The following is a 26397-nucleotide window of genomic DNA, read 5'->3' on the forward strand; positions in this document are numbered from 1 at the left end:
CGATCACTCCCGACCGAGTATGGTCGCGGCCGTCTCCACGCCCTCGCGCGTCCCGATGACGATGAGGGTGTCGCCGCCGGCCAGCCGGAAGTCGGGGTTCGGCGACGGAATGGCGTCGGCCCGCCGCAGCACGGCCACGATGGACACGCCCGTCTCGGTCCGCATCCGGGTCTCGCCCAGGAGCCGACCGTTCCAGTGCGAGGTCGCCGAGAGCAGCACGCGCTCCGCGACCAGCCCCAGGTCCGTGGTGTGCAGCAGGTTCGGGCTGTGGTGCGACGGCATCAGGGCGTCGATCAGCGCGTCCGCCTCGCCCGAGCTCAGCCGCACCGAAAGCGCGCACTCGTCGGGGTCGTCGGACCGGTAGGCGTTCAGCGTCCTGGCGCCGTCCCGGTGGGCGACCACCGAGAGGCGCTGCTGTTCTCGGGTCGTCAGGTCGTAACGGATGCCGATGCCGGGAAGCGGCGTACGGCTGAGGCGTGATGCGGGCACGGTTTCTCCCCTTGCGCGATGGATGATCTTCCCCGGGTGTCACCCTATCGGGGCCAAGGATTGGCAAAATCCAGCCGACGGGATCCGGATCCCGTCCGGTACCCCACCGCGCGGCCGTCAGGCTCCACTCCCGGTTCCTCGGGCTCCGCCACCGGTTCCTCGGGCTCCGCTCCCGGTCCCTCGGGCTCCGCCCCCGCTCTCGCCAGGACACGGCGATCACACGGGCTTTTAATGAACGCATAAAGGGGATCCGTCTCCTCCCTGGAGCAGCACATGTCCGCGACCCGCAGCAGATCCAAGGGCGGCCCGAGCCGGACCGGGGGACTCCGGGCGCTGGGGGAGTGGTGCGCACGACATTTCGTGCTCGTCATCGTCGCCTGGCTCGTGGTCCTCGCCGCGCTCCAGGTGCTCAACAGGTCGTTCGGCGGCGCGTACTCGGACGACTTCAGCCTCCCCGGAGTGCAGTCCACGCAAGGCGTGGACGTCCTCAAGAAGCACGACCCGGCCGCAGGCGGGTACAGCAGCCAGATCGTCCTGCGCGACGCCGGCAAGCCGCTGACGTCGGTCGGCTCCCAGATGGGCGAGACGATCGGCGACCTCCAGAAGCTGCCGCACGTGCTCTCGGCACAGAACCCGCTGCCCTCGAACCCGCAGGCCGCCTCCGGACAGCCCCCGCAGCCCAACGTCGGGCCGCTCTCCGACGACGGGAAGACGGGCTACATCACCGTCCGTTTCGACGTACAGCCCTCCACCCTCGGCGACGACTACCTGACCGGCGTGGACAACGCCGTGCAACCCCTGCGCGCCGCAGGGGTCGACGTCGAGTACGGCGGACCGCTGGGCGAGCTGGCCAGGCCCGCACCGGACGACCGCGTCAGCGAGGCGATCGGCTTCGCGGTGGCCGTCGTCGTCCTGCTCATCGGCTTCGGCAGCGTCGTCGCCGCGCTGCTCCCCCTGGTGACCGCGCTGCTCGCGGTCCTCGGCGGCCTCGCCTGCCTGGGGCTCCTGGCCGCCGCCTTCACCTTCGCCACCGTGTCGCCGACGCTGGCCACCATGATCGGCCTGGGTGTCGGCATCGACTACGCCCTGTTCATCCTCACCCGCCACCGCCAGCTCCTCATGAACGGCGTCGATCCCGTGCGGGCCGCCGGCCGCGCCAACGCGACCAGCGGGCGCGCGGTCCTCGTCTCGGGCTGCACCGTCGTCATCGCCCTGGCCGGTCTGTCCGTCTCCGGCGTCTCCTTCATCAGCAAACTCGGGCTCGCGGCCGCCGTGACCGTCGTCTCCGCGGTCGCCGGTGCCCTCACGCTCGTACCCGCCCTGCTCGGGCTGCTCGGCAAGCGCATCGACCGGCTGCGCGTGGGCCGGACCGTGGCGGAGGCCGACGCCGGACCCGACGTGCCGGCGCACGGCGTGTGGCACCGCTACGCACAGCGGGTGGAGCGACGGCCCCTGTGGTTCCTGGCGGGCGGTCTCGTCACCGTGGTGATCCTGGCCATCCCGCTGTTCTTCATCCAGCTCGGGCACATCGGCGACGGAGCCGACCCGACGTCGTTCACCGACCGGCGGGCGTACGACACCATGTCGCAGGCCTTCGGGCCGGGTTCCAACGGGCCGCTGACCGTGGTGATCGACCAGACGGACGTGCCCGCAGACCAGCGCGCCACCCTGGCCTCCCAGGCGCAGAAGACGCTGGACGGCGTCCAGGGAGCGGCGGCGGTCACGCCGCTCACCCCCACCAAGGACGGCGACGTGCTCGTCGGCACCGTCTTCTCCAAGGCGTCGCCGCAGAGCCAGGACACCACCGACCTCACGAACCGGCTGGTCGACGACACGCTCCCGCAGGCGGTGTCCGGCACCGACGCCCAGACCTACGTCACCGGGACCACGGCCGCCCAGGTCGACTTCCGCGACATCGTCGCGCACCGGCTGCCGTTCATCATCGCCGTGGTCGTCGCCCTCGCCTTCGTCATCATCCTGATCGTCTTCCGCGGGCTGCTGGTCGCCCTGAAGGCCGCGGTCCTCAACGTGCTCTCCATCGCCGCCTCCTACGGCGTCGTCGTGGCCGTCTTCCAGTGGGGCTGGGGCGGGCCCGCCCTCGGGGTGTCGGGCAAGGTCCCCATCGAGAGCTACGTGCCGATGATGATGTTCGCGATCATCTTCGGGCTGAGCATGGACTACGAGATCTTCCTGCTGTCGCGCGTCCACGAGTTCTGGCTGCGCGGCGGCGACGCGAAGGAGAGCGTCGCCCACGCCCTGGAGATCACCGCACGCGTGATCACCTGCGCCGCCCTGATCATGGTGAGCGTGTTCGCCGCGTTCATCGTCAGCGACAACATCGTGGTCAAGATGCTCGGACTCGGCCTCGCGGTCAGTGTGCTGATCGACGCGACCGTCGTCAGGCTGCTGCTCGTCCCGGCGGTGATGACCCTGCTCGGCGCCCACGCGTGGTGGACGCCGCGATGGCTCGACCGGATCCTGCCGCACATCGACACCGAGGGCGAGGCGGAGTCCGCGGAGCGGCCCCGGACCGCGGCCCCGTGACCGGCCACGGAGTCCTTTCGGCAGCCGGTTGCCGACCGTGGGTCACGTGGAGTTCGGTCACGCGGAGTCGGGGGCGTCGGAACCCGGTGCCACGCCCGGCGCGTTCGCCAGGACCGTCTCGACCGTGTCCGCCTTGTCGGGGGACTTGTCCTCGCGGTAGCGCACGACCCGGGCGAAGCGGAGCGTGACGCCCGCCGGGTAGCGGGTGGACTTCTGCAGGCCGTCGTAGGCGATCTCCACGACGAGTTCGGGGCGGACCGTCACGACGTAGCCGCTCTCGTCGACCTTGAGCTCCTGCAGCCGCTCGGTCTGCCAGGCGAGCATCGCGTCCGTCATCCCCTTGAAGGTCTTGCCGAGCATCGCGAACGTGCCGTCGGGCCGCCGGGCGCCCAGGTGCAGGTTGGAGAGCTTGCCGGTGCGCCGCCCATGGCCCCACTCGGCGGCCAGGACCACCAGGTCCAGGGTGTGCACGGGCTTGACCTTCAGCCAGGACGCGCCCCGGCGGCCCGCGCTGTAAGGGGCGTCGAGTCCCTTCAGGACGACCCCTTCGTGACCGCGGCCGAGGGTGGCCTCGAAGAACTCCTGGGCCTCGCCGCGCAGCCGTGCGTCGTCCGGGTCCGCGACGAGCGCGCGCCGCACCCGCATCGGCTCGGGCACCAGCGCCGCCAGCGCCGCGTGCCGCTCGGCGAAGGGCAGGTCGAGGAGGTCCCGGCCGCCCACGGAGAGGGCGTCGAAGAAGACGGGGGACAGGGGAAGCCCGGCTGCCGCCGCCGTCACGTCCAGGCGGGAGCCGACGCGTCCGGCGATCTCCTGGAATGGGCGCGGCCGCCCGTCGCCGTCCAGCGCGATGACCTCGCCGTCCAGGATGAACCGGGTCCCTGCCAGGCCTCGCGCCGCGGCGGTCAGCTCGGGCAGCCGGTCGGTGATGTCGTCCAGGGTGCGGGTGTAGACGCGCACGTCGTCGCCGTCCCGGTGGACCTGCACCCGGATGCCGTCGAGCTTCTCCTCGACGGCGCACGGCCCCAGCTTGTCGATGCCCTCGGCGACCGAAGCGGCACTGTGCGCGAGCATGGGCTGTACGGGACGGCCCACCGTGAGCCGGAACTCGTCCAGGGCCTCCGCGCCCCGGGCCAGCAGCGCCTGGGCGACCGGGCTCACCGCACCGGCCAGCATCACCGAGCGGCGCACCGCGGCCGCCGGCGTCTCCGTGGCGAGGGCGAGCCCCTCGACGGCCACGGCGTCCAGGGCCCCCTGGCGTACCTCGCCGGTGAGCAGACCGATCAGGAACCGCTGTTCGTCGGCGGTCGCTGCGCCCATCAACTCGCCTGTCAGGCGGCGGCGTTCGCCCTGTGACCCGCTGCCGGACACCGCGCCGACGGCGGTGAGTGCCGCGTCCACGCCCCGCACCGTCAGAGTGGGTTCGGCGGCGGGCGGCGGGCCGTCCTTCAGGGTGCTCCAGCCGATGCCGAGCCGGCCCTGCGGCAGCCGCCCCGAGAGATAGGGGATGGCGATCGGCACGTCGTCCGGCTCGGCGGCCCGGAACAGCTCGGCGAGCAGGGCGATCTTCCGGGACCGCGCCGAGGTGGCGGCCACTTCCTTGGACACGTGCGCGAGCCGGGCAAGCAGCATGGGGCCATCCTGCCCCGGCGACGCTCCCGCCGCACGGGCGCGCCGGGTCGGGTCGTGCCGCGTCAGGTCGTGCCGGGTTCGAGGTCCTCGGCGAAGTAGCTGTCGTGCCGGATGCGGAACTCCTTGAGCTCGGCCGGGCCGCGCTGTGCCACCTCGGCGACCTGCTCGAAGTACTCCTCGCGCGGGGCGCCGGGGGAGAAGAGCATGAGCATGGACATGGGCTCGTCGGTCACGTTCCTGAACGCGTGCAGACCGCCGACCGGGACGTACAGGAAGGCGCCCTCGCGGCCCGTCACCCACTTCTCGCCGTCGTAGAGCTCCAGTTCGCCGGAGAGGATGTAGAAGGACTCCGACATGGCCCGGTGGAAGTGGGTCTTGGCCCCGGCCGACCGGGGCCCCAGCTCGGCCTTGTAGAGCCCGAACTCGCCGCCGGTCGACTCGTGGGTGGCGAGGTAGCTGGTGGAACCGCCGGGCGAACTGATCTCCGGCGGGGTATCGGCCGGGCGGAAACTCGCGTTCACCTCACCCCTGGCGCCGTGGTAGCGGGGCTCCGGGTAGACGAGGTGGTCCGAGTACGACATGACGTGCTCCTTCGCTGGTCCCCTGGCAAGCCGTCGCCGTCCTGCGGGCTGTGACCCGACGGCGGCTCTTCACCGGAATGGTGTCTTCCCGGCAGGGAGGGCGGCATCGGGCTTCCGGACGACCTTGGACGGGCCGGGGCGGAGGGCGGCAGGTCTAGGGCGGAGGGCGGAGGCGGGAGGTCATGAGGTGTGGCAGAGGAGGATCGGCCCGATCCAGGGTTCGCAGACGGGCGGTTCGGGGGACGGCGGGTCCGTCGGGGCGGGGTCGACGGGCGTGGGGTCGACGGGCGTGGGGGCGACGGGCGTGGGGTCGGTCGGGGTGGGAGGGACGGGCGTCGGGTCGACCGGGGTCGGCCGCGTGGGCGCGGGGTCGGTCGGTGTGGGGGTGGGCGTAGGGGTGGGTGTAGGGGTGGGAGCGGGTGGCTGTGCTGGGGTGGCCGGATCGGTCGGGGTCCGTGTCGGGGGCGGTGCGACGGACGGTGCGACGGGAGGTGCAGGGGCCGGGCCGGTCGCGCCCTCCGAAGCGGTCGGCGCAGGGGTCCCCGGCTGTCCCGCGGCCTGCGGCTCCGCCGTGGTCTGCGGTGGCTCGGTCGGTCGTACGGAGGGTGCCTGGCCGTCCGCCCCCTCGCCCGCCGCCCGTGGGGGCTTCGATGTCCCACCCGAGTCAGGCGCCTTTCCCGCCGCCGCACCCGAGTCCCCCGTACCCCTTGGGCCATTCGTGTCACTCGGGTCACTTGGGTCACTAGGGACATTCGGGCCACTCGGATCGTTCGGGTGGTCACCAGAGTGCCCCGAGCCGACAACCGAGTCCCCGGCCCCACGTGCCTCTCCCGCGCCGTCCGGCTCCGGAGCGGCCTGCCAGGGCGGGGCCGACGGTTGTGGCGCAGCGCTCTCCACCGCCGCGACGCGCTGTGGCGGTACCGCGGCGGGCTGGCCCGAACCGCCGAGGACGAGCGCCGCCGCGACGGCGGCTCCCGCCGCGGCCGTGCCGACCGCCCCGGCCGCGGCGACGGACACCTTGCCGCCGCCCGTGATCACGTGCCGGATGCCGTGCGCCGGACCGCCCGCGTGGCCCGGGGCACCCGCGGACGCGGTACCGGCGGCCGAGGCCAGGAGATGAGCGCCCGGGCCGCCGATCGCGAAGATCAGCAAGGCGGGTCCCGTGAGCGCGGGGAGCCGGTCGTTGGCGCGGCTCAGCAGGGCGAGCCGCGCCCGGCAGTCCTCGCAGGTGTCGAGGTGGGCCAGGAGCCGGTCGGACCGGCGGGGCGAGGCCTCGCCCCGGATGTGCCCGGGCATGCGGTCCCAGTGCGTCTCGCAGGCGGGATCCGCGGGCGTGCCGGGGTGGGCGCGCAGGAACGCCTGGCGCATGCCCTCGCGGGCCCGGTGCAGCAGGACGGCCGTGGCGCCGCGCCCCGCGCCGATGCGCCGCCCGACCGTCTCCAGCGGCTGTCCCTCGGCCTCCGCCAGCCACAAGGCCTTCACCCAGCGTTCCGGCAGCTGGCCGAGCACACGGGTCAGCAGGTCGACGGAGGAGATCCTGGCGGCGGGGTCCTGCTCCTCGCCACCGGGGCCGAACGGCGACTCCCCGCTGGCGGTGCCCCAGACGCCCTCGGGGGCCTGGGGGTCGTGCGGTGTCTCCCGCCCGGCGGGACCGCGGCCGACCGTCGCCGCGAGGTGGCGCACGGTCGTCATCAGGTACGCGGGCACGTTCTCGATCTCGTGCCCGGCGGACAGCCGCCGCCAGACCCGGAAGTGCGCCTCGGCGACCAGGTCGTCGGCGACCCAGGCATGGCCGGTGAGGGAGCGCGCGTAGGCCACGAGGCGTGGCTGCTGCTCCGCGAAGACGCGCGTGTAGTCGCCCGTGGCGGTCGCGCGGGCGGGTGGGACGGACGGCCCGGCCGCCGGGGCGGGCACCCCGGAGGCGGGCCCGGCGGCTGTGCCGGAGGGGACGTCGGCAGGGACGTCGGACATGGCAGGACACTCTCCCGTTCCCACTGCGGGTGGTTCGGACGAGTTTGGAACTCTAGGCGAGAAAAGTCCGACTTATGAAAGCGGAGTGGCATAGGTCACATGGATCTTTTGGCGTCTTGGCGTAATGAGACCCCTTGTCGAGGGGTCGAAAGGGCACAGGAGTCTCCGGAACCGGAATGCCGAGAACCGGAACGCCGAGAACCGGAACACCAGAAGTGGAGCCCGACCATGGCCGTCACCGTCGAACAGCCCGCACGCGCCCGCCTCGTCACGCCCGAGGGCCGCGAGCGTGCTCTGCCCGTGGTCCTGCGCTACTCGACGAACGACCCCCTGGCGGTCCAGATGGTGTTCCCCTCCGAGGCGTCGCTCGACGGGGTCGAGGTCACCTGGATCTTCGCGCGGCAGCTCCTGGAGGAGGGGCTCGGTGCCCCGGCGGGCGGTGGTGACGTCCATATCTGGCCGTGCGGTCGGGCCCGCACCGTGCTGGAGTTCCACTCCCACCAGGGGGTGGCGATGGTGCAGTTCGACCGCATCGTCCTGCGGCGCTTCCTGGTGCGGTCGTACGCCGTGGTGCCCGCGGGCGGCGAGGAGGAGAGCCTTGAACTCGACCAAGGTCTTTCGCGGCTCCTCGGCGGCGTCTGAGAGCGATCATTCCTGGCGGACGGCCCTGAGGCTCATCCCTGGAGGGCGGCGATGAGGGTCAGCCCTAAGGGCGGCGATGAGGGGCAGCCCTAGAAGGCGGCGATGAGGCTTAGCCGTAGAGGGCGGGCCGCTCGGCCATCTCCACCGTGACGCGGGTTCCGGTGCGCAGAGCCGCGACGCCGGCCTCGGCGACGGCCGTCGTCGCGTACCCGTCCCACGCGCTCGGCCCCGTGGCCCGGCCCTCCCGTGCGGCGGCCATCCAGGCCCGCACCTCCCGGTCGTACGCGTCCGCGAACCGCACCAGGTAGTCCTGCGGCAGTTCCTCCTCGGCGCGGCCCGCCGACCGGACCAGCAGGGAGTGCGCCGCGCCGAGACCGGCGCCGCCGCGCTCGCAGACCGCCTCGCACCGCACCTCGTAGCCGACCCCGGAATTGACGAAGACCTCCACGTCGACGACGACGCCCCCGGACGTCTCGAAGAGCACGAGCTGCGGATCGAGCAGCCCCCGCGGGGCGTGTGCCGACGGGGTCGGCCGCATCACCGTCACCGCCGTGATCTCCTGCTCGAGCAGCCACCGCGCGGCGTCGATCTCGTGGGACACGGAGCTGCTGATGAGCATCGAGGACGTGAAGTGCGGGGGCGACGAAACGTTGCGGTGGCGGCAGTGCAGGAGCAGGGGGCGGCCCAGGCGCCCGCTGTCGAGGAGGGCCTTCAGCGCCGCGTACTCGGTGTCGTACCGGCGCATGAAACCCACCTGGACCAGCCGGCGCCCCAGCCGCGCCTCCGCCCCGACCACGCGGAGGGCCGCCGCCGAGTCGGGCGCCAGCGGCTTCTCGCAGAGTACGGGGAGGCCGCGCGCGACGGCCGCGAGCACGGCCTCCTCGTGTGCCGCCTCCGGCGACGCGACCAGGACCGCGCCCACCCCGGGAGCGTCCACGGCGGCCACTGCCGAGCGGTGCACGGACACTCCGGCGCGCCCCGCCACCGCGGCCTCGGCCCGCGCGGTGTCGGGGTCCGCGATCGCCACCACCCGGGCCCCGCCCACGGCGGAGCCGATCCGCCGCACATGGTCGGCGCCCATGTGGCCCGCGCCGAGCACGGCCACCCCCAGCAGTTCGCTCACCCGACGGCCTCCCCGTGCCCGGTCACTCGACGGCGCCACCCGCGCGCGTGCGTCGGGCCACCGTAACCGCCCGTCGTCTGAGCACCACCACACAGCCCGCGAGCAGCACGAGGACGCCCGCCACCACCATCAGCACGGCGGGCCAGGCGGAGTCGTCCGGTGCCACGTCGAGCGCCGCCTGCCCGGCCGCGTGCGCAGGACCGGGCGCCGTCTTCGCCGCCTTCGGAGGCGGCATCAGGGAGCCCACCGGACGCACCTTCCCGGCCGCCGCGAAGCCCCAGTCGAGCAGGGACCGCGTCTCCTCGTACACGGCGCGTCCGCCGCCCGCCTGAGGGTTCATCACCGTCACGACGAGCGTGCGCCCGCCGCGCTCCGCCGCACTGATCAGGGTGGAGCCCGCGTGGCTGGTGTAGCCGTTCTTCACACCGAGCAGGCCCGGGTAGGGCGCCACGCCGTCGGCGCCGGTCAGCAGCCGGTTGGTGTTCTGGATCGGGTACGACCAGCCGCCCGCCGGGAACTGGGCGACGCGCGTCGCGCAGTAGCGGGCGAACTCGGGGTCGGCCAGCCCCGCCTTGCCGAAGACCGCGAGGTCGTACGCCGAGGAGACCTGACCGGCGGCGTCGTAGCCGTCGGGGGAGACCACGTGGGTGTCACGGGCGCCCAGCTCGCGGGCCTTCGCGCGCATCTGCTCGACGGTCTTGCGCAGGCCGCCGTTGAGCCCGGCGAGGACGTGCACGGCGTCGTTGCCCGAGCTGAGGAAGACGCCCCGCCACAGGTCGGCGACCCGGTAGGCGCGGCCCTCCGCGACCCCCACCATGCTGCTGCCCTCGCCGACCCGGGCCAGCTCGTGGCCGGCGACGACGTGCCGCTGCCCGGCGTCCAGGTGCGGGAGCGTCGCCAGGGCGAAGAGCGACTTCAGGGTCGAGGCGGGCGGCAGCGGCCGGTGCGCGTTCCGCGCGGCGAGCACTTCGCCCGTCCGGGCGTCGGCCACCACCCAGGCGAGGGCGGACACGCCGCCCGGCAGCCCCGGCGCGCCGGGGCCGGGCCTGACCTGCGTGCCCGGCCGGTCCAGGAGGGCGGAGGAGTACGCGGGGACGGCCGGCGGCGGCGCCGGTTCGGCGGGCACTTCGGTGGCCGAGACCGGCGAGGACAGGAGGACCAGGGCACCGAGCGTGAGCGTCGCGGTGCGTACGGAGGAGGAGCGCGAAAGGTACCTGATGACCATTCAGCCACCGTAGGAGCGCTGCCCGGAGTCCGCAGATCGGCTTGGCCCGGCTGGAGGTATCGCTGCTCCGGCCGGGGTGTCCGCGGACGGGCGGAGCCGGACGGGCGGGCGCGGCCGAACCGGCGCGACGGTGGCCCGCCGCCCACCGGCTGACGCCGCCTCAGTAGAGGCCGCGGGCCTCGTCCCGGTAGGGCGCTGGTGCGCGGCGGCGGGCGGAGGTGGGCCAGCAAGTGCCCGGGGGTCGGTTACGGCGATCGCGTCCCGATGGTCGGTCGAGGCGGCGGCCTGTGAGCGTCCTCCGCTCCCGTGGCCGTGACGGATGGGTCCCGCCGATGCGCATGTCGGCCTCTCCGCGGTCATCCAAGTCCCGCCGTCCGGGCCCCACTTCGCTTTCTCCGCTTCCCGTCGCCCGCAAGCGGTGCTCCGTGCCCCGGAGCGCCCTCCGGCTGCGAACTCCCCCCAGAACCGGCGTTTCCCGTCGGCGCACAGCCGTACGCCGACCGCTCGGACCCCGAAGGGCCCCGGCGCGGGCGGGACCGCACCGCCGCCCGGCGCACGTCAACCTTCGGCGCCGGGCGGCAGGGCCTCGCGTGGCTCAGGCCGGAAGGTGCTCCTCGACGGCCGCGACCAGCTCGGGGGAGTCCGGCTCGGTCTGCGGGGAGAAGCGGGCCACGACCTTGCCCGACGGGTCGACCAGGAACTTCTCGAAGTTCCAGCGGATGTCACCCGTGTGGCCCTCGGCGTCCGCCGTGTCGACCAGCCGGGCGTACAGCGGGTGCCGGTCCGCGCCGTTGACGTCGACCTTCTCCGTCATCGGGAAGGTCACGCCGTACGTCGCCGAGCAGAACTCCGCGATCTCCTCGGACGTGCCGGGCTCCTGGCCCATGAACTGGTTGCACGGCACGCCGAGCACGCTGAAGCCGCGCGCCGCGTACTGCTCGTGGAGCCGCTCCAGGCCCGCGTACTGCGGGGTGAGGCCGCACTTGGAGGCGACGTTGACGACCAGCACGGCCTTGCCCTCGTACTGGCGCAGGTCGGCGGTGCCACCCTGCAGGGCGCCGATTTCTTCTTCGTAGACAGACATGGCCGCGAGCCTACGCCCCGCGGTGCAGCAGGCCGCGGGCGACCAGCTCGACGGTGGCGGCCACGGCGATCGTCTGGACCGCCATCAGGGCGATCAGCACGAAGAGCTGCACCGCCCCGGCGAGCACGGGGGACGCGCCGCCCAGGAGCATGCCGACGAACGCGCCGGGCAGCGTGACCAGGCCCACCGTACGGGTCTGGTCGAGGCCGGGTAGGAGCGCGTCGGAGGCGGCCGGGCGGATGACCTCCAGGCGGGCCTCGTGGTCGGCGAGACCCAGCGCGATCCCGGCCTCGAACTCGCCGAACCGGGTGTGCAGTTCGTCCAGGGCGCGGCGGCCCGCGAGCACCGTCGCGGTGAGCGCGCCGCCGATCAGGATGCCCGTCACGGGAATCATCGCGATGCCGCGCACGGGAAGCAGGCCCGCGAGGGTCAGGCCGGTCACCACCGGCACGACGGGCCCCGCGATCGGCAGTGCCGCCCACCACCAGGTGCCGTTCGGCGTGATGCGCCGGCCCGCGGTGCGGGACGCCACCGCGACCATGAGGAGGAGGAAGACGAACAGGGCCGCGGTCCGGTGGACGACCCAGCCGATGGCGAGGGAGACGACGGCCAGTTGGGCGGCCGCCCGCACCCCGGCGACCAGGATCTCGCGGGCCCGGCCGCGCGTGCCGTCGGGGGCGAGCCGGAAGGCGGCTGCCGCCGCGGCGGCCACCAGCAGCAGCACGAGCAAGGCGACGGCGAGGGCCGTGTCGACCGGCAGCAGGGCCTGGGCGGCGAGGGTGCGCACGGGGTCACCCTAGATCGGGTGTGCGGTGTCGCCGGGGGCGACCGGGGACCCGTGGGGGAGCGCGGGCGGGTTCGGGGCGGGCCGCAGGGGGCAGGCGGGTGGCCGTTCCGGTCGTGCCGGGCGGGGGACCTGCTGTGTCGGGGCGCTCGACCTGTAACGATGTGACGGGTAAGACGTGGAGAGAAAGAGAGGCTGAAGTCATGGCGCAGCAGGTGCAGGGCGTGATCGCACGCGCGAAGGGCGAGCCGGTACGGATCGAGACGATCACCGTCCCGGATCCGGGCCCCGGAGAAGCCGTGGTCAAGATCCAGGCGTGCGGGGTCTGCCACACCGACCTGCACTACCGCGAGGGCGGCATCAACGACGACTTCCCCTTCCTGCTCGGACACGAGGCGGCCGGTGTCGTCGAGTCCGTCGGTGAGGGCGTGAGCGAGGTCGCGGTCGGCGACTTCGTGGTCCTGAACTGGCGCGCGGTGTGCGGGCAGTGTCGCGCGTGCCGGCGCGGCCGCCCCCAGTACTGCTTCGACACGCACAACGCGAAGCAGAAGATGACCCTGGCCGACGGCACCGAGCTGACGCCCGCGCTCGGCATCGGCGCCTTCGCCGAGAAGACGCTCGTCGCCGCCGGGCAGTGCACCAAGGTCGACCCGGCCGCCTCGCCCGCCGCGGTCGGGCTGCTGGGCTGCGGCGTGATGGCGGGCATCGGCGCCGCCATCAACACGGGCAACGTGGGCCGGGGCGACTCGGTCGCGGTCATCGGCTGCGGCGGCGTCGGCAACGCCGCGGTGGTCGGCGCCCGGCTCGCGGGCGCCGCGCGCGTCATCGCCGTCGACATCGACGACCAGAAGCTGGTGACGGCGAAGAACCTCGGCGCCACGCACACGGTCAACTCCCGCTCCGCCGACCCCGTCGCCGCCATCCGCGAGCTGACCGACGGCAACGGCGCCGACGTCGTCATCGAGGCGGTCGGCCGCCCGGAGACGTACGAGCAGGCCTTCTACGCCCGCGACCTGGCCGGCACCGTCGTCCTCGTCGGCGTCCCGACCCCCGAGATGAAGATCGAGCTGCCGCTGCTCGACGTCTTCGGCCGCGGCGGCGCGCTCAAGTCCAGCTGGTACGGCGACTGCCTGCCGTCCCGCGACTTCCCGATGCTCGTCGACCTCTACCAGCAGGGGCGTCTGGACCTGGACTCCTTCGTCACGGAGACCATCGCCCTGGAGGACGTGGAGAAGGCGTTCGAGCGCATGCACCACGGTGACGTCCTGCGTTCGGTGGTGATGCTCTGATGGCGGCCGGGAACACCACGGGCGCGCCCGGAGCGCGCGTCGACCACCTCGTCACGTCCGGGACGTTCTCCCTGGACGGCGGCACCTGGGACGTCGACAACAACGTCTGGATCGTCGGCGACGACAGCGAGTGCGTCGTCATCGACGCCGCGCACGACGCGGACGCCATCGCCGACGCGGTGGGGGAGCGGCGCCTCGTCGCGATCGTCTGCACGCACGCCCACGACGACCACATCGACGCGGCCCCGGCGCTCGCCGCCCGCACGGGCGCGCCGATCCTGCTGCACCCGGCGGACACGGAGCTGTGGAAGCAGACCCACCCCGACCGCGCGCCGGACGGCGAGCTCTCCGACGGGCAGGAACTGACCGTCGCGGGCACGGTCCTGAAGGTGCTGCACACGCCGGGGCACTGCCACGGCGCGGTCAGCCTGCACGCCCCGGGACTCGGCACGGTCTTCACCGGCGACACGCTCTTCGCCGGCGGCCCGGGCGCGACGGGCCGTTCCTTCAGCGACTTCCCGACCATCGTGGAGTCCATCAAGGAGCGCCTGCTGACGCTGCCGCCCGAGACGGTGGTGCGCACCGGGCACGGCGACAGCACCACGGTCGGCGCCGAAGCGCCGCACCTGGAGGAGTGGATCGCCAGGGGGCACTGACACCCCCCCCGGCTGCGTCAGCCGGCGTACGTCTCATGGCCCCGCGTGGTTCGCCGCGCGGGGCCATGACGCGTACTGGCCCCGCCCCGCAATCTCCGATAAGTTAGGCAAGGCTTACCTAATGGAGGTTGAGGATGGGTGTCCGTCACAGCAGCACGACCGTGCCCACAGCGGCGGCACGGGCCCGTTCGGTGCTCGCCACCGCATGGTCCTGCGCGGTGACCACGGAGGTCGGCAGGGACGAACTCGTGGGCGCCCACAGCGTCACCGAGGACGGCGGCATCCGCCTGTCGCCGCCCGACGACAGCGCGCTCGCCGCCGCCCTCATCTGCGCGCCCCGCGGCGAACCGTCCACCCTGGTCGAGTTCGCCGACGTCGCGCCGGTGCCGCTGCGGGACCGGATCCGCGCACGGCTCTGGCTGTCCGGCTCACTCGCGTACGACGGCGAGCACCTCGTCTTCGAGCCGACCTGCGCCGTCCTGCACGACTCCAACGGCGAACGCCAGGGCATCGAGCTCGACGAACTGGCCCTCACCGTGCCCGACCCGCTCGCCGAGGCGGAGTCGCGGCTGCTCACCCACCTCGCCGACTCCCACCCGGACGCCGTCGAGCAGCTCACCCGCCTCATCAGCCCGGACAGCCTCCAGGGTGTCGTGCGGGTACGCCCGCTCGCCCTCGACCGGCACGGGATCTCCCTGCGTCTGGAGCGCGCCCGCGGCCAGGCCGACGTCCGACTCCCCTTCCACCAACCGGTCGAGGACGTCACGCAGGTGACGGAGTGCATGCACGCGCTCCTGATGAAGGCCCGCCTCTCAGCCACGCGGCGCGGACGTCCCGTCGGTGGCTGACCGCATCGACCGCAGGGCCAGCAGCAACACCCCGATGTCGTCGAGATAGATGGGATCGGGCAACAGGTCCGCGGGCAGTATCAGATAGGCGATCGCGCCCCAGAACACCCACTGCCGCTCGACGGGAAGTCCGGCTCTGCGCAGGGCGCGGCGCGTCCGGACGAGCCGCACCAGCAGGACGACGGCGCCGGCCAGCGTCGCGGCGGCCAATACGGCGGCGACGACGAGGAGTACGGTCAGATCCGTGCTCATACCCCCGTACGTTAATCACGTGGCGGCCCCGCGTCTCGCAGGCATGATGATCGAGTGACCCAGCAGCCGAAGTCCCCGCCGTCCGCCCCGTCCCCCGTGTCCCCCCGGCCCGTCGCGCCCGTGCAAGCCCTGATCCTCGTCGACCTGCAGGCCGCCTTCGTCACCGGCGCGAACCCGGTCCCGCAGGCCGCGCCGCTCCTCGAACGGGTCGAGGACCTGCTGGCCCGCGCCCGCGAGAGCGGCGCCCTCGTCGTCCACCTCCAGAACGACGGCGGGCCCGGCGCCGACGACGAGAAGGGCACCCCCGGCTGGGAGCTCCACCTGCCCGCCGACACCCACCGCGGCGAGCCGGTCCTGCACAAGACCGTCGACGACGGCTTCGAGGACTCGCCGCTGGAAGACCTCCTGCGCGACGCCGGGGTGCAGGAACTCGCCCTCTGCGGGGTGATGTCGGAGATGTGCGTCAGGGCGACGGCGGCCAGCGCCCTGGACCTCGGCTTCCGCGTCGTCCTGCCGCACGACGCGCACGCCACGTACGACATCCCGCCCGCGGAGGGAATCAGCGACATGGTGCCCGCGGCGACGGTCTCACGCGTCGCGGAGTGGTCCCTCGGCGACGAGGTGGAGATCATCGCGCGCGCGGCCACGCTGGACTTCACCAAGCCGTAGCGCCCCGTCGTCCCTGCCGGTTCAGCCGCGGATCATCGACATGAGCAGGTCGTGGGTCCCGGCGTCGGCCGCCGCCACGAGTCCCCGGCCCCCGGGCCCGACCGGACCGCCGTCCACGCCGGTCACCACGCACCCGGCCGCGCGGCACAGCGCGATTCCGGCGGCGAAGTGCACGCTGCTGGAGAGATCGCCGCCGTCGGTGACGTACGCGGCGCGCTTTCCGGCCGCGACCCAGGCCAAGGCGAGCGTCGTGGACACCACCCGAGGGCGGAACCGCGCGACGAACCCGGGATGGGCCAGCAGGTCCACGCCCCGGAAGCCGGGCGCGCTCGGGAACGGCGGATCCAGGTTGACGTCCACGAGGCCGGTGCCGGGCGTCGGCGCCAGCAGGGTGTCGACCCCGCCCGCGCGCACCCGGGCCGTCACGCCGTCGGTGTGGAAGATCTCGCCGCCGAAGGGATCGGCCACCGCCGCGGCTCCGCCCCGCAGGGTGACGTTGACCGCGACCAGCCGGGAGCCGACGGCGTAGTTGAGGGTGCCGCACAGGGGGTCGACCAGCCACTGGCGCGCGGTGGCGGCGTCGCCGTGCTGTCCGCCCTCCTCGCCGAGCACCGCGTCCCCGGGCCTCGCGGCCCTGAGCACCGCCAGGATCGCCTTCTCGGCCGCGACATCGGCTTCGGTGGCGAAGTCTCCGCCGCCCTTGTCGATGCGGGCGAGCCGCTGCCCGTACAGGGTGCGCACGACCTCCGCGCCGGCGGCCGCGGCGGCCACGGCGACATCGGTGTCACTGGCGTCGGCGTCAGGGGAGCGCGCTGATGTGTCGATCACACCGGGCAGGCTATCGGGGCGGGCGGGCCACAGGGGAAGAGGATGATCGGCAAGGGTGATCAGGAAGGGGCTGATCAGGACATATGCCTGGCTCGGGGCACCTGCGCGGACCAGTAGACTCGACGCCTGTGGCGGACACCCAGTACGAAGACCTGTTGCAAAAAGTGCTCACCTCCGGGACGGCCAAGGCCGACCGCACGGGCACCGGCACCCGAAGTGTCTTCGGGCACCAACTGCGCTACGACCTCGCGCAGGGGTTCCCGTTGGTCACCACCAAGAAGGTGCACCTGAAGTCCATCGTGTACGAGCTGCTGTGGTTCCTGCGCGGCGACTCGAACGTCGGCTGGCTGAAGGAGAACGGCGTCACCATCTGGGACGAGTGGGCCGACGAGAACGGCGAGCTCGGCCCGGTCTACGGCGTCCAGTGGCGCAGCTGGCCCACCCCGGACGGCGGCCACATCGACCAGCTCGCCGAGGTGCTCGACACCCTGCGCCGCGACCCGGACTCCCGCCGGATGATCGTCTCCGCCTGGAACGTCGCCGAGCTGTCCAAGATGGCGCTCGCGCCGTGCCACGCGTTCTTCCAGTTCTACGTCGCCGACGGCAAGCTCTCCTGCCAGCTCTACCAGCGCAGCGCGGACCTCTTCCTCGGCGTCCCGTTCAACATCGCCAGCTACGCCCTGCTCACGCACATGGTCGCGCAGCAGACCGGCCTCGAACCGGGCGACTTCATCTGGACCGGCGGCGACTGCCACATCTACGACAACCACGTCGACCAGGTGACCGAGCAGCTCACCCGCCACCCGTACGCGTTCCCCGAGCTGCGCCTGCGCAAGGCGGACTCGCTCTTCTCGTACGCGTACGAGGACGTGGAGCTCATCGACTACAAGCACCACCCGCGCATCAAGGCCCCGGTCGCCGTATGAACGTCGGCCTCATCTGGGCGCAGACCGTCGACGGCGTGATCGGCGCGGACAACGGCATTCCGTGGCGGCTGCCGGAGGACATGGCGCACTTCAAGGCGACCACCCTCGGCCACCCCGTGGTGATGGGCCGCCGCACGTGGGACTCGCTCCCCGCGCGGTTCCGCCCGCTGCCCGGCCGGCGCAACATCGTCGTGACGCGCGCTCCGGAGTGGAGCGCCGAGGGCGCCGTGCGCGCCGGGTCCATCGCCGAGGCGCTCCGGCTCGCGGCCGAACCGGACGCCGCAGGCGCGCCCCACGAGCCGTCGTCCACCCCGTCGGTCTGGGTGATGGGCGGCGGGGAGATCTACCGCGCCGCCCTGGAGCACGCCACCCATCTCTCGGTGACCGAGGTCGACTCGCCGGTGACGGGCGACACCTACGCCCCCACACGCGGCGAGGAGTGGCAGGTCGCCGACGACAGCGGCTGGCAGGTCTCCACGACCGGACTGCGCTACCGCATCCGCGGCTACACACGCTGAACCGGCGGCCCGCCGTCCGGGCCGCCCGCTAGACCGGCAGCGCGCACACCGCGATCGGCGCCGCGAACGGTGTGCCCGCAGGGCGCAGTGCTCCGCTGTCACCGTCGACCTGGAAGACGCTCACGTCGTTCGACTTCTGGTTCGCCGTGAACAACAGCCGCCCCGACGGGGACAGGGCCAGGTGCCGGGGGAAGTCCCCGCCGACGGACACCGTGTCCAGGAGCCGCAGCCGGGCGCCGTCCCCCTCGACCGCGTACCGCGCGACGCTGTTGTGCCCGCGGTTGGCGAGGAACGCGAAGCGCCCCTCGCGCGTCACCACGAGCTGGGCCGGATAGTTCGTGCCCCCCTCGGCGCCCGTCGACTGCGGCGCGCCCGGGGTGAGGCGCCCGGTGGCCGGGTCGTACGCACAGACGACCACCGTGTCGTCGAGCTCGTTCGCCAGGTACGCGAAGCGCCCCGAGGGGTGGAAGGCCAGATGGCGCGGGCCCGCGCCCGGCCGCAGGGTCGCGTACGAGACCCGGGTGAGCCGGCCCGCCTTCTCGTCGAGGCGGTACGTGTACACGGTGTCGTTGCCGAGGTCGACGGCCAGGACGTGGCGGCCGTCCGGGCTCGTCACGATCTGGTGCGCGTGCGGTCCGTCCTGGCCGGGGCCGGGCGGCGGCTCGGCATGGGAGACCAGGTCCGTCCGTTCACCCAGCGCACCCGACGCCGTGATGGGGTGGACCGCCACGCTGCCGGACGAGTAGTTCGCGCTGAGCAGCCAGCGCCCGCCCGGATGCACCGACAGGTGACAGGGGCCGGCCCCGCCGGTGTCGCGGGTCCCGAGGACCTCGTGCCCGCCCGAGTCGGACAGCGCGACGGCGGTCACCCCGCCCCGCTCCCGCTCGTCGACGGCGTAGAGCGTCCGTCCGGAGGGGTGCAGGGCCAGGTAGGACGGGTCGGGGACGCCGGTGATCGTGCCGGTCCCCGTGATCCGGCCCGTCGCGTCGTCGTACGTCGCCAGGCCGATGCCCGGGCCGCCGCCCTGCTGCGAGGTGTACGTCCCCAGGAACAGCCGCCCCGAGCCGCGCGGGCGGCGGGACGCGGGCGACGCGGAGTTGCGGCGTACGGGAGTAGGCGCCGCCCGATCCGGCGGGCCCGACGAGGCGCAGGCCGAAGCGGCGGACACCGTCCCCGCGGCGGCCGCCCCCACCAGGGCACCGAGGAACCGCCGACGCCCCGGGCCGCCCCCGGACCCCGTGGCCGACCCTGATCCGCTCTTCATGGCTGCACCTCATGTGTCGGGGGTGACGGATGTGGCAGCAACAGTGCCCGGTACCCGAGCCGGGGGACAAGAGGTCCGTCCGACGGCGCGCCGCGAGGGGCACGGATCCGGCCCCGGCGCCCCGCCGGGAGAGCCGATATCGCGCCAACAAGGGTGCGCCCCATGGAGAGTTGACCACTCAGAGCCACCGCTCCGATACGGTGTGCGAGCTGTCGGTGGCGCCCCGTCCGGCGTGCCGGCAGCACGCAGAGCGCCGACCGCACGTAGCCGCAGGAGGAGCTGCCGAGTGGACCACAGCCGTGGCATCCGAATACGTACCGTCCTGGCCACGCTCGGCGTCGCCGGTGCCCTGGCGGCCGCGCCCGCCGCGAGCGCCACGACGTCCGCCGCGCCCGCGCCCCCGGTGGCCGCCGCGGCGCACGAGCCGTGCACGGGGGAGTTCCACGGCGACAGCCGTCTCGGCCCGAAGTGGCTGCCGAAGAAGTGGCAGCGCCCCGTCGGGCCCCTCCTGAAGAACTGGAAGCGCACGGGCAAGCTGTCGCCGGACGCGTTCCTGAAGAAGTACTGGGACGGCCCCGCGGGCACCGGCGGCTGGAAGTATCCGCCCGACGACGGCTTCGCCACCGTCGACGGCAAGGTCGACAAGCATCCCGAGCTCCTGGAGCAGGGCGAGGAGCTGGACCGCTTCGGCTCGGAGTTCGGCGGCTACCTCGCACCCGCCGGGGACTCGTACGCCCGGCGCGCGCTGCCCCCGCAGAACCTCAACACCCGCGAGGCCGGATTCGCCTGCGACTACCGCGGCTACGAGGTGAGCAAGCCGTTCCGCGTCTGGCAGGGCGCCATCGCGCCCTGGTTCGAGCAGCCCGGCGGTGGTCAGCAGATCAAGCTGGACCCGGTCTTCCTGAACCCGGGCGAGGGGCAGCGGCTGAACGTGAAATGGCTGCTCGACCACGGCTATCTGGAGCCCGCGAACGACTAGCGCCGCGCGGAGCAGGAGGGACAGGGTTCTCGTGGACGTCCGAGAAGCGGCGGCGACTCTGCGCGCCGCCCACGTCGCCGACGGCTACTACTGGATCGAGGGGGTCCACGAGCCCACCCCGACGCCGCCCGACTTCGTCTATCTCCGCGCGACCGGGGACGGGGCCTGGGAGGTCGGCATCTACGAGCGGGGCACCCGCCACCCGCTCGCCCGGCACACGGACGAGGCCACGGCGTGCGCCCACCTGCTGCACCAGCTGACCTAGGGGGTGCCTCCGCGATGTCCGCGGGCCCGCGCGGCGGCGCGGCCGGCCGGGGTCGACGTACACCTGAGATCGACCCTCGACCTCACCCTGAACCTGAGGTCGAGACAGGCCCCGCCACCGGCCCGCCCGGCTAGCCCGTGGGTGCGCCGGTCGACTGCTGCGGCTTCCGTGCCAGGGGTGCGCGGTCGCGCCAGGGCAGCAGGAGAGGCGTCGCGAGCATGAGGACGCCGGCGGCCGCGATCGCCGGGCGGGCGCCCGTCGCCCCGGCGAGCAGCCCCCACGCGGCGGTCATGGCCGCGGTGGTGCCCTTACCGGTCACCGACCAGGCGGAGAGCGTGCGGACGACCCGGTCCGCCGGTGTGCGCTCCAGGCGGTAGGTGGCCATCACCGGGCTGAAGACGCCCATGCACGTGATGAGGACGAACTCCAGCCCCATGACGAGCACGAGCCCGGGAACACCGGGGCCCACGAAGGCGAGCCCCACGGGCCAGCACACGCGCAGCGCGCCCACCGACAGCAGGACCGGGCGCTGCCCGAAGCGCGCGACGAGCGGCCGCGCCAGCCGCGACCCGATGAGGCCGCCCAGGCACGGCAGCGCGAAGGCGAGGCCGTACTGCCAGGGGGCGAAGTGGAGCGGGCCCAGCATGAGCACGGCGAGCGGCGGCGCCGCCGCCATGATCAGGCCGTTGACCAGCACCGTGTTGAAGAACAGCGGCCGCATCGCCGGGTCGCGAAGGATGAACCGCCAGCCGTCGAGCACCTCGGCCGCGCGCAGCCCGGCGCGCGGCGCCGCCGCCGCGTCGGCGGTCCGCGCCGGAGCGGGCTCCTTGCCGCCGATCGCCTTGATGCCCACGGCGGAGAGCAGATAGCTGACCGCGTCGGCGAGCACCGTCATCACGGGGCCGAACATCCCGATGGCGGCGCCGCCGAGCGGCGGTCCGAGCATGGTGGCCGTCCAGAGCGTCGACTCGAACCGTCCGTTCGCGACCAGCAGGTGTTCCGGAGCAACGAGCGACTTGAGGTAGGCGCCGCTCGCCGCGGTGAACGTGATGTCCGCCGCGGCCACGACGACCGACACGACGAGCAGCTGCCCGAAGCTGAGCAGGTCCAGCGCGTAGGCCGCCGGGACGGTCAGCAGCACGGCGCAGCGCAACAGGTCCATGGTCACCATCACCGGCCGCTTGCGCCGGAACTCCACCCACGGGCCGAGCGGCACCGCCGCCACCGCGCCCACCGCGAGACCGGCGGCCGCGAGAAGCGCCACCTGCGTCGTCCCGGCGTCCAGCGCCAGGATCGCGATCAGCGGGAACGCGTCGAAGGCGAGCCGTGTGCCGAACGTACTCACCGCGTACGCCGCCCACAGCCACCCGAAACGCCGCCCGAGCGACTGCCTGCCCGCCATGCCTCGCGTACTCCCCGCACATCCCGTCGGACGGCCTCGCGCCGTCCGGGGACATCCAAGCGAGTCACCGCCCCTCCGGGCAAACAACCGCCCTGCCGTCCAGGTACAACCAGCGGTTGTGACACCCGGGCCGGTCCGCCCACGGCGCCCGTCTAGGGTGACGGACATGGATCTCGACGCCGTGCGGGCCTTCGTCGCCGCCGCCGACGCGGGGCAGTTCCAGGGCGCCGCCGCCGAGCTGTCCCTCACCCAGCAGGCCGTCTCCAAGCGCATCGCCGGTCTCGAGAAGGAGCTCGCGGTACGGCTCTTCACCCGCAGCGCCCGCGGCGTGCGGCCCACCGTCGACGGGCAGGCGTTCCTGCCGCACGCCCGGGACCTGCTCGCGGCCGCGGAGCGCGCCGCCGCCTCGGTGCGGCCCGGCAGCCGGGCGCTGCGCGTCGACGTGATCGGCCGCAGACTCGCGCCGGCCGGCCTGCTCCGGGACTTCCGCCGCGCGCACCCCGACACCCCGCTCGACGTCGTGACGCTCTTCGACGCCGACGCGGCCATCGCCGCCGTGCGCTCCGGCACGATCGACGCGGCGTTCCGCGCCGTCACCCGCCCGCCCCGCGAGCTGCCCGACGGCATCGAGGCGGTGCGGGTCCACGACGAGCCGATCCAGCTGCTCACCGGCCCCGGCCACGCGCTCGCCGGAGCCCGCTCGGTCGCCCCCGCGGAGCTCGCCGGGCACCGGATCTGGATGCCCGGCATCGTCACCGGAACCGAGTGGGCCGCCTACTACGACGCGCTCGCCGACGCGTTCGGGATGACCATCGAGGCGACCGGGCCCGACTTCGGCACCGAGCCGCTCCTCGACACCATCGCCCACACCGGGAGCCTCGCCACCCTGGTCGGCGAGCGGACCCGGCTGGTCTGGCCCGCCGACGACGACCTGCGGCGCATCGCGCTGCGCGACCCGGTGCCGGTCTACCCGCACTCGCTGATCTGGCGCGCCGACAACCCGCACCCCGCGCTCGGCACGCTCCGCGACCATCTCGCCGACGCCCGGACCGGTGCGGACGACGGCGCGACCTGGACGCCGGCCTGGGCCGACTGAGCGGCCGGGCCGGTGTCGGCCCGGCCGCCCCGGACCTCAGCCCCGCGGCCGGTCGACGACCGTCTCGCCGCCCACCACGACCACCTCGGCGACCGTGCCCGGGATCTCCTCCGGGCGTACGCGCAGGATGTCCCGCGACAGCACGACGAAGTCGGCCAGCTTGCCCACCGTCAGCGAACCGCGCTCGTCCTCCAGGAAGTTCGCGTACGCCGATCCCATCGTGTACCCGTGCACCGCGGTCTCGACGTCCAGCGTCTCCTCGGGCTGCCAGGGCGCGCCGCCGCCGAGCGGCCGCCGGGTGACGGCGGTGTAGATGCCCGCCATCGGGTCCATCTCGGCCACGTTCCAGTCGCTGGAGAGCGCGAGCACCGCGCCCGCCGCGTGCAGGCTGCGCATCGGCCACGCCTTGTGCCAGCGGTCGGCGCCGATGTTCTCCGCCCAGTCCTTGCCGGGGCCCGCGATCTCCGGCGCGCAGTGCCGGGGCTGCATGCAGGCGACGACGCCGAGCTCCGCGAAGCGCGGGGTGTCGTCCGGGTCCAGGCACTCGACGTGGACGACCTGGTGGCGGGCGTCGCGCGGCCCGTTCACCGAGCGGGCGTGCGCGACGGCGTCCAGGACCGTGCGGATGCCCCGGTCGCCCGTGGCGTGCACGAAGCACTGGAATCCCCGCGCGTCCAGCTTCGCCAGGAGCGCCGCGAACTCCTCGGCGGGGTAGAACGTGTCGCCGCGGTGCCGCCCGCAGCCGGTGTACGGCTCCAGGAGCGCAGCCGTCCGCGGCTCGACGACGTCGTCGATGTACAGCTTCAGCGGGCCGACCCGCAGGCGCTCGTCGGCGCAGCGCACCGCAGCGTCGGCGAAGTCGTCCAGGTCGGCGTCCGTGGTGCCGCGCGGGTGGAAGAGCGCGGCGACGATCCGCGATCGCAGCCGCCCCTCGGCGCGGGCGCGCTCGAAGAGCTCCAGGTCGTCCAGGGAGTTCTGCGGCTCGACGACCGTGGTGATGCCGAAGCCGATCGCGTCGTCCAGGCTCTTGGCCAGGCGCCCGTACTGCCGGTCCTGCGAGGCCCACGGCACGCCGAGGTCGCGCAGCGCACGGTGCCCGTCGCGGCTCAGGCCCCGGATCGCGAAGTCCTTGACGAACCCGGTGGGCTCGCCGGTGGCCGGGTCGGTCTCGGCGCGGCCGAACGGCAGCAGCGTGTGGTCGCGGTCGATGCCGAGGCGGCGCAGCGCGGCCGTGTTGAGCCAGGCGGTGTGCACGTCGTAGCTGAGCACGAAGGCCGGGGTGTCCCCGGTGGCCGCGTCGAGGTCCGCGGCGCGGGGCATGCGGCCGTCGGGGATAGCGGAGTAGTCGAAGGCCTCCGCCTCGATCCACTCGGCGTCGGGGTGCGCGGCGTGCCAGGCGCGGATCCGGTCGTGGATCTCGCCGAGGGTGCGGACGCCGGCGAGTTGGACGCAGGCGTCGTCGGAGCCGAGCCGGACGTGGTTGTGGGCGTCGATGAATCCGGGCAGCACGAGCCGTCCGCGTCCGTCGATCACGCGGGTGTCCGGGCCCGTCCACCGGTCGGCCTCGGCGTCGGGGCCGAGCCAGAGGATGCGCCCGTCGCGGACGGCGAGCGCCTGGGCGGTGGGCAGCTCCGGGTCGACGGTGTGGATGCGGGCGTCGCGCAGGACGAGATCGGCGGGGGAGGGGGTGGTGCGGGGCATGTGGGGTGAACTCCTGAGGTGGTACGGGTGGCGCGAGTAGTGCGGGTGGCGCTAGTAGTGCGGGTGGTGCGAACGGCGTGGCCGGGCCGGGAGGTGCCGTTCACGCGGCGACGGGCGCGCCGACCGTGCGGCGGGCCAGCGCCCCGTAGGTGAGCCCGGAGACGACCGAGCCGAGCAGGGTGAGGTCACCGCCGCCGAGCGGCGCCACCAGCGGGCCGGTCCAGAGCTCGGAGTCGCAGGTCAGGGCGGCGAAGAGCATGCCGGTGGCGAGCGCGGCCATCCCGGCGGGATGGAAGCCGGCGCGGTACCAGTACGCCCCCTCGCGCCCCGGCGTGTGCAGGGCGTGCGTGTCATAGCGGCAGCGGCGCAGCAGCATGTCGGCGAGGAACACCCCGCCCCACGGCGCGAACACGATGATGAGCAGGGACAGGAAGCTGAGCAGCGACTCGGTGAAGTCCGTCAGGAACAGCGCGCCCAGGGAGCCGAGCGCCGTCACCACGACGCTGATGACGATGGCCTTGGCGCGGCTCCAGGGGATGCCGAGGACCTGGAGGTTCAGGCTGGAGGAGTAGAGCGTGAGGATCGAGTTGGTGACCGAGCCGCCGAGCACGAGGAGCAGGAAGACCGGTTGGAACCAGCCGGGCAGGAGCTCCTCCACCCCGGCGACCGCGTCGGTCATGTCCGCCTGGCTCGCGGCGGCGACCCCGGCGACGCCGAGCGCCACGGACGAGACGAAGCCGCCGAGCGCGCCCGCGACGGTGATCGAGCGCAGCGAGGTGTCGGGCGGCAGGTAGCGCGTGTAGTCGGCGGGCATCGGCAGGTAGGAGAAGGGCCCGGCCAGCGTCACGACGAAGGCGAGCGTCCACCCGGAGAGCCCCGCCCCGCCGCCGGAACCTGCCCCGCCGACATCGGCGCCCGGCAGGAGCAGGAGCAGCAGGACGCCGAAGCCCGCCGCCAGGACGTACGCCATCCACCGCTCGGCGAGCTGCACCGTGGCGTGTCCCCACATGGCGACCGCGAAGGTCATGGCGAGCGTCACCGTGAGGGCCAGGGCGCGGGCCGTGTTCCCGCCGCCGAGGCCCAGGTCGGCGAAGAGGGCTTCCAGGGCGAGCGTGCCCACCACGGTGTTGACGACGGTGTAGCCGATCGACACGACCCAGTTGAGCAGCCCGGCCGGGAAGTTTCCGCGCATGCCGAAGGCGGCCCGGGAGATGACCAGGGTCGCGGTCCCGGTCCGCACGCCGCTGAGGCCGGCCGCGCTGATGACGAGGAACGACAGGCCGCCGATGACGACCACGGTCACGGCCTGCCAGAAGGTGAGGCCGAAGGAGACGGCCAGGGCGCCGTTGATGACGTACGTGAAGGTCAGGTTGGAGCCGAACCAGAGCCAGAACAGGTCCTTGGCGCTGCCGTGCCGGTCCGCAGGGGGAATCGGGTCGATGCCGTGTGTCTCGACCCGGAACACCTCGTCGCTGGTGACTCCCGTGCCCATCCCGGCGGACACCGGGGCTTGTTGCGCCATGCGGGACCTCGCTCTCCGGCATCCAGAGTTTGAATGCCGTTCTATGATTTAGAACGGCATTCAAAGTGCGGCATGCGGTCCGGTGCCGTCAAGACCCCCGGGCAAATCGA

Annotated in this window: 25 protein-coding genes; 11 read left to right on the forward strand and 14 right to left on the reverse strand. The window is 73.5% G+C overall.

Annotation, left to right across the window (positions count from 1 at the left end):
* Nucleotides 1–3 precede the first annotated feature (3 nt).
* Complete coding sequence (locus tag ACFYXE_RS10545; RefSeq protein ID WP_361169822.1) at nt 4–489, reverse strand: TrkA C-terminal domain-containing protein; 486 nt, start codon at nt 487–489, stop codon at nt 4–6.
* Nucleotides 490–762: 273 nt separating this feature from the next.
* Here ACFYXE_RS10545 and ACFYXE_RS10550 point away from each other — a divergent pair, with 273 nt between their 5' ends.
* A complete protein-coding gene (locus ACFYXE_RS10550; RefSeq protein ID WP_389311017.1) occupies nt 763–3033 on the forward strand; it encodes an MMPL family transporter in 2271 nt (756 codons plus the stop codon).
* Between the two features lie 57 nt (nt 3034–3090).
* Here the strand turns inward: ACFYXE_RS10550 and ACFYXE_RS10555 are convergent, their stop codons facing one another.
* The 3 genes from ACFYXE_RS10555 to ACFYXE_RS10565 form a co-directional block, all read right to left on the reverse strand.
* Complete coding sequence (locus ACFYXE_RS10555) at nt 3091–4662, reverse strand: ATP-dependent DNA ligase (protein ID WP_389311019.1); 1572 nt, start codon at nt 4660–4662, stop codon at nt 3091–3093.
* Nucleotides 4663–4724: 62 nt separating this feature from the next.
* Nucleotides 4725–5243 carry a cupin domain-containing protein gene (locus tag ACFYXE_RS10560; protein ID WP_389311021.1) on the reverse strand — a complete coding sequence of 173 codons (519 nt, stop codon included), beginning with the start codon at nt 5241–5243 and terminating at the stop codon, nt 4725–4727.
* A 180-nt stretch (nt 5244–5423) separates the two neighbouring features.
* The gene (locus ACFYXE_RS10565) at nt 5424–7214 is read right to left on the reverse strand and encodes a sigma factor (RefSeq protein WP_389311023.1); all 1791 of its coding nucleotides are present in this window, start codon (nt 7212–7214) and stop codon (nt 5424–5426) included.
* Nucleotides 7215–7442: 228 nt separating this feature from the next.
* Between ACFYXE_RS10565 and ACFYXE_RS10570 the strand changes: the two genes are divergently transcribed.
* Nucleotides 7443–7856: an SsgA family sporulation/cell division regulator gene (locus tag ACFYXE_RS10570; RefSeq protein WP_361169807.1), complete on the forward strand. Its 414-nt coding sequence runs from the start codon at nt 7443–7445 to the stop codon at nt 7854–7856.
* A gap of 109 nt (nt 7857–7965) precedes the next feature.
* Here ACFYXE_RS10570 and ACFYXE_RS10575 read toward each other — a convergent pair whose 3' ends face one another.
* The 4 genes from ACFYXE_RS10575 to ACFYXE_RS10590 form a co-directional block, all read right to left on the reverse strand.
* Entirely contained in the window at nt 7966–8979 is a 1014-nt protein-coding gene (locus ACFYXE_RS10575) for a Gfo/Idh/MocA family protein (RefSeq protein WP_389311024.1), read from the reverse strand.
* 22 nt (nt 8980–9001) lie between these two features.
* Complete coding sequence (locus tag ACFYXE_RS10580; RefSeq protein ID WP_389311025.1) at nt 9002–10204, reverse strand: D-alanyl-D-alanine carboxypeptidase family protein; 1203 nt, start codon at nt 10202–10204, stop codon at nt 9002–9004.
* 595 nt (nt 10205–10799) lie between these two features.
* Complete coding sequence (locus ACFYXE_RS10585) at nt 10800–11288, reverse strand: glutathione peroxidase (protein ID WP_361169798.1); 489 nt, start codon at nt 11286–11288, stop codon at nt 10800–10802.
* Nucleotides 11289–11298: 10 nt separating this feature from the next.
* Nucleotides 11299–12075 (reverse strand): ABC transporter permease, encoded by a 777-nt coding sequence (locus tag ACFYXE_RS10590; RefSeq protein WP_389311027.1) that lies wholly within the window; start codon nt 12073–12075, stop codon nt 11299–11301.
* 200 nt (nt 12076–12275) lie between these two features.
* Here ACFYXE_RS10590 and ACFYXE_RS10595 point away from each other — a divergent pair, with 200 nt between their 5' ends.
* The 3 genes from ACFYXE_RS10595 to ACFYXE_RS10605 all read left to right on the forward strand — a co-directional run bounded on the left by ACFYXE_RS10595 (nt 12276) and on the right by ACFYXE_RS10605 (nt 14865).
* Complete coding sequence (locus tag ACFYXE_RS10595) at nt 12276–13361, forward strand: S-(hydroxymethyl)mycothiol dehydrogenase (protein WP_389311029.1); 1086 nt, start codon at nt 12276–12278, stop codon at nt 13359–13361.
* Complete coding sequence (locus tag ACFYXE_RS10600; RefSeq protein ID WP_389311031.1) at nt 13361–14017, forward strand: MBL fold metallo-hydrolase; 657 nt, start codon at nt 13361–13363, stop codon at nt 14015–14017. The genes ACFYXE_RS10595 and ACFYXE_RS10600 overlap by 1 nt, the downstream gene beginning before the upstream one ends.
* A gap of 134 nt (nt 14018–14151) precedes the next feature.
* Nucleotides 14152–14865 carry a DUF2470 domain-containing protein gene (locus ACFYXE_RS10605; protein WP_389311033.1) on the forward strand — a complete coding sequence of 238 codons (714 nt, stop codon included), beginning with the start codon at nt 14152–14154 and terminating at the stop codon, nt 14863–14865.
* Here ACFYXE_RS10605 and ACFYXE_RS10610 read toward each other — a convergent pair.
* Nucleotides 14830–15117 (reverse strand): YkvA family protein, encoded by a 288-nt coding sequence (locus ACFYXE_RS10610; RefSeq protein ID WP_389311035.1) that lies wholly within the window; start codon nt 15115–15117, stop codon nt 14830–14832. The genes ACFYXE_RS10605 and ACFYXE_RS10610 overlap by 36 nt on opposite strands.
* A gap of 96 nt (nt 15118–15213) precedes the next feature.
* On the opposite strand from ACFYXE_RS10610, the gene ACFYXE_RS10615 reads away from it, so the two are divergent.
* Complete coding sequence (locus ACFYXE_RS10615) at nt 15214–15786, forward strand: isochorismatase family protein (RefSeq protein WP_389311426.1); 573 nt, start codon at nt 15214–15216, stop codon at nt 15784–15786.
* A gap of 21 nt (nt 15787–15807) precedes the next feature.
* On the opposite strand, the gene ACFYXE_RS10620 is transcribed toward ACFYXE_RS10615, so the two are convergent.
* Nucleotides 15808–16614 carry an inositol monophosphatase family protein gene (locus ACFYXE_RS10620; RefSeq protein WP_389311037.1) on the reverse strand — a complete coding sequence of 269 codons (807 nt, stop codon included), beginning with the start codon at nt 16612–16614 and terminating at the stop codon, nt 15808–15810.
* Nucleotides 16615–16742: 128 nt separating this feature from the next.
* On the opposite strand from ACFYXE_RS10620, the gene ACFYXE_RS10625 reads away from it, so the two are divergent.
* The gene (locus ACFYXE_RS10625) at nt 16743–17540 is read left to right on the forward strand and encodes a thymidylate synthase (protein ID WP_389311039.1); all 798 of its coding nucleotides are present in this window, start codon (nt 16743–16745) and stop codon (nt 17538–17540) included.
* Nucleotides 17537–18058: a dihydrofolate reductase gene (locus tag ACFYXE_RS10630; protein ID WP_361169778.1), complete on the forward strand. Its 522-nt coding sequence runs from the start codon at nt 17537–17539 to the stop codon at nt 18056–18058. Before ACFYXE_RS10625 ends, ACFYXE_RS10630 begins: the two co-directional genes overlap by 4 nt.
* A 28-nt stretch (nt 18059–18086) precedes the next feature.
* Here the strand turns inward: ACFYXE_RS10630 and ACFYXE_RS10635 are convergent, their stop codons facing one another.
* Complete coding sequence (locus tag ACFYXE_RS10635) at nt 18087–19322, reverse strand: lactonase family protein (RefSeq protein WP_389311041.1); 1236 nt, start codon at nt 19320–19322, stop codon at nt 18087–18089.
* Between the two features lie 286 nt (nt 19323–19608).
* Between ACFYXE_RS10635 and ACFYXE_RS10640 the strand changes: the two genes are divergently transcribed.
* Both ACFYXE_RS10640 and ACFYXE_RS10645 read left to right on the forward strand, forming a co-directional pair.
* The gene (locus ACFYXE_RS10640; protein WP_389311043.1) at nt 19609–20301 is read left to right on the forward strand and encodes a TNT domain-containing protein; all 693 of its coding nucleotides are present in this window, start codon (nt 19609–19611) and stop codon (nt 20299–20301) included.
* Between the two features lie 31 nt (nt 20302–20332).
* Nucleotides 20333–20566, forward strand: coding sequence for a hypothetical protein (locus ACFYXE_RS10645; protein ID WP_361169769.1), 234 nt, complete (start codon nt 20333–20335; stop codon nt 20564–20566).
* A gap of 130 nt (nt 20567–20696) precedes the next feature.
* Here ACFYXE_RS10645 and ACFYXE_RS10650 read toward each other — a convergent pair whose 3' ends face one another.
* Complete coding sequence (locus ACFYXE_RS10650; RefSeq protein ID WP_389311045.1) at nt 20697–21968, reverse strand: MFS transporter; 1272 nt, start codon at nt 21966–21968, stop codon at nt 20697–20699.
* Between the two features lie 166 nt (nt 21969–22134).
* On the opposite strand from ACFYXE_RS10650, the gene ACFYXE_RS10655 reads away from it, so the two are divergent.
* Nucleotides 22135–23064 carry a LysR family transcriptional regulator gene (locus ACFYXE_RS10655; protein WP_389311047.1) on the forward strand — a complete coding sequence of 310 codons (930 nt, stop codon included), beginning with the start codon at nt 22135–22137 and terminating at the stop codon, nt 23062–23064.
* 36 nt (nt 23065–23100) lie between these two features.
* Here ACFYXE_RS10655 and ACFYXE_RS10660 read toward each other — a convergent pair whose 3' ends face one another.
* Complete coding sequence (locus tag ACFYXE_RS10660) at nt 23101–24765, reverse strand: amidohydrolase (RefSeq protein WP_389311049.1); 1665 nt, start codon at nt 24763–24765, stop codon at nt 23101–23103.
* Between the two features lie 100 nt (nt 24766–24865).
* Nucleotides 24866–26287 (reverse strand): purine-cytosine permease family protein, encoded by a 1422-nt coding sequence (locus tag ACFYXE_RS10665; RefSeq protein ID WP_389311051.1) that lies wholly within the window; start codon nt 26285–26287, stop codon nt 24866–24868.
* Between the last annotated feature and the right edge of the window lie 110 nt (nt 26288–26397).

It is taken from the genome of Streptomyces sp. NPDC002564 (assembly GCF_042889645.1).
GTDB lineage: Bacteria > Actinomycetota > Actinomycetes > Streptomycetales > Streptomycetaceae > Streptomyces.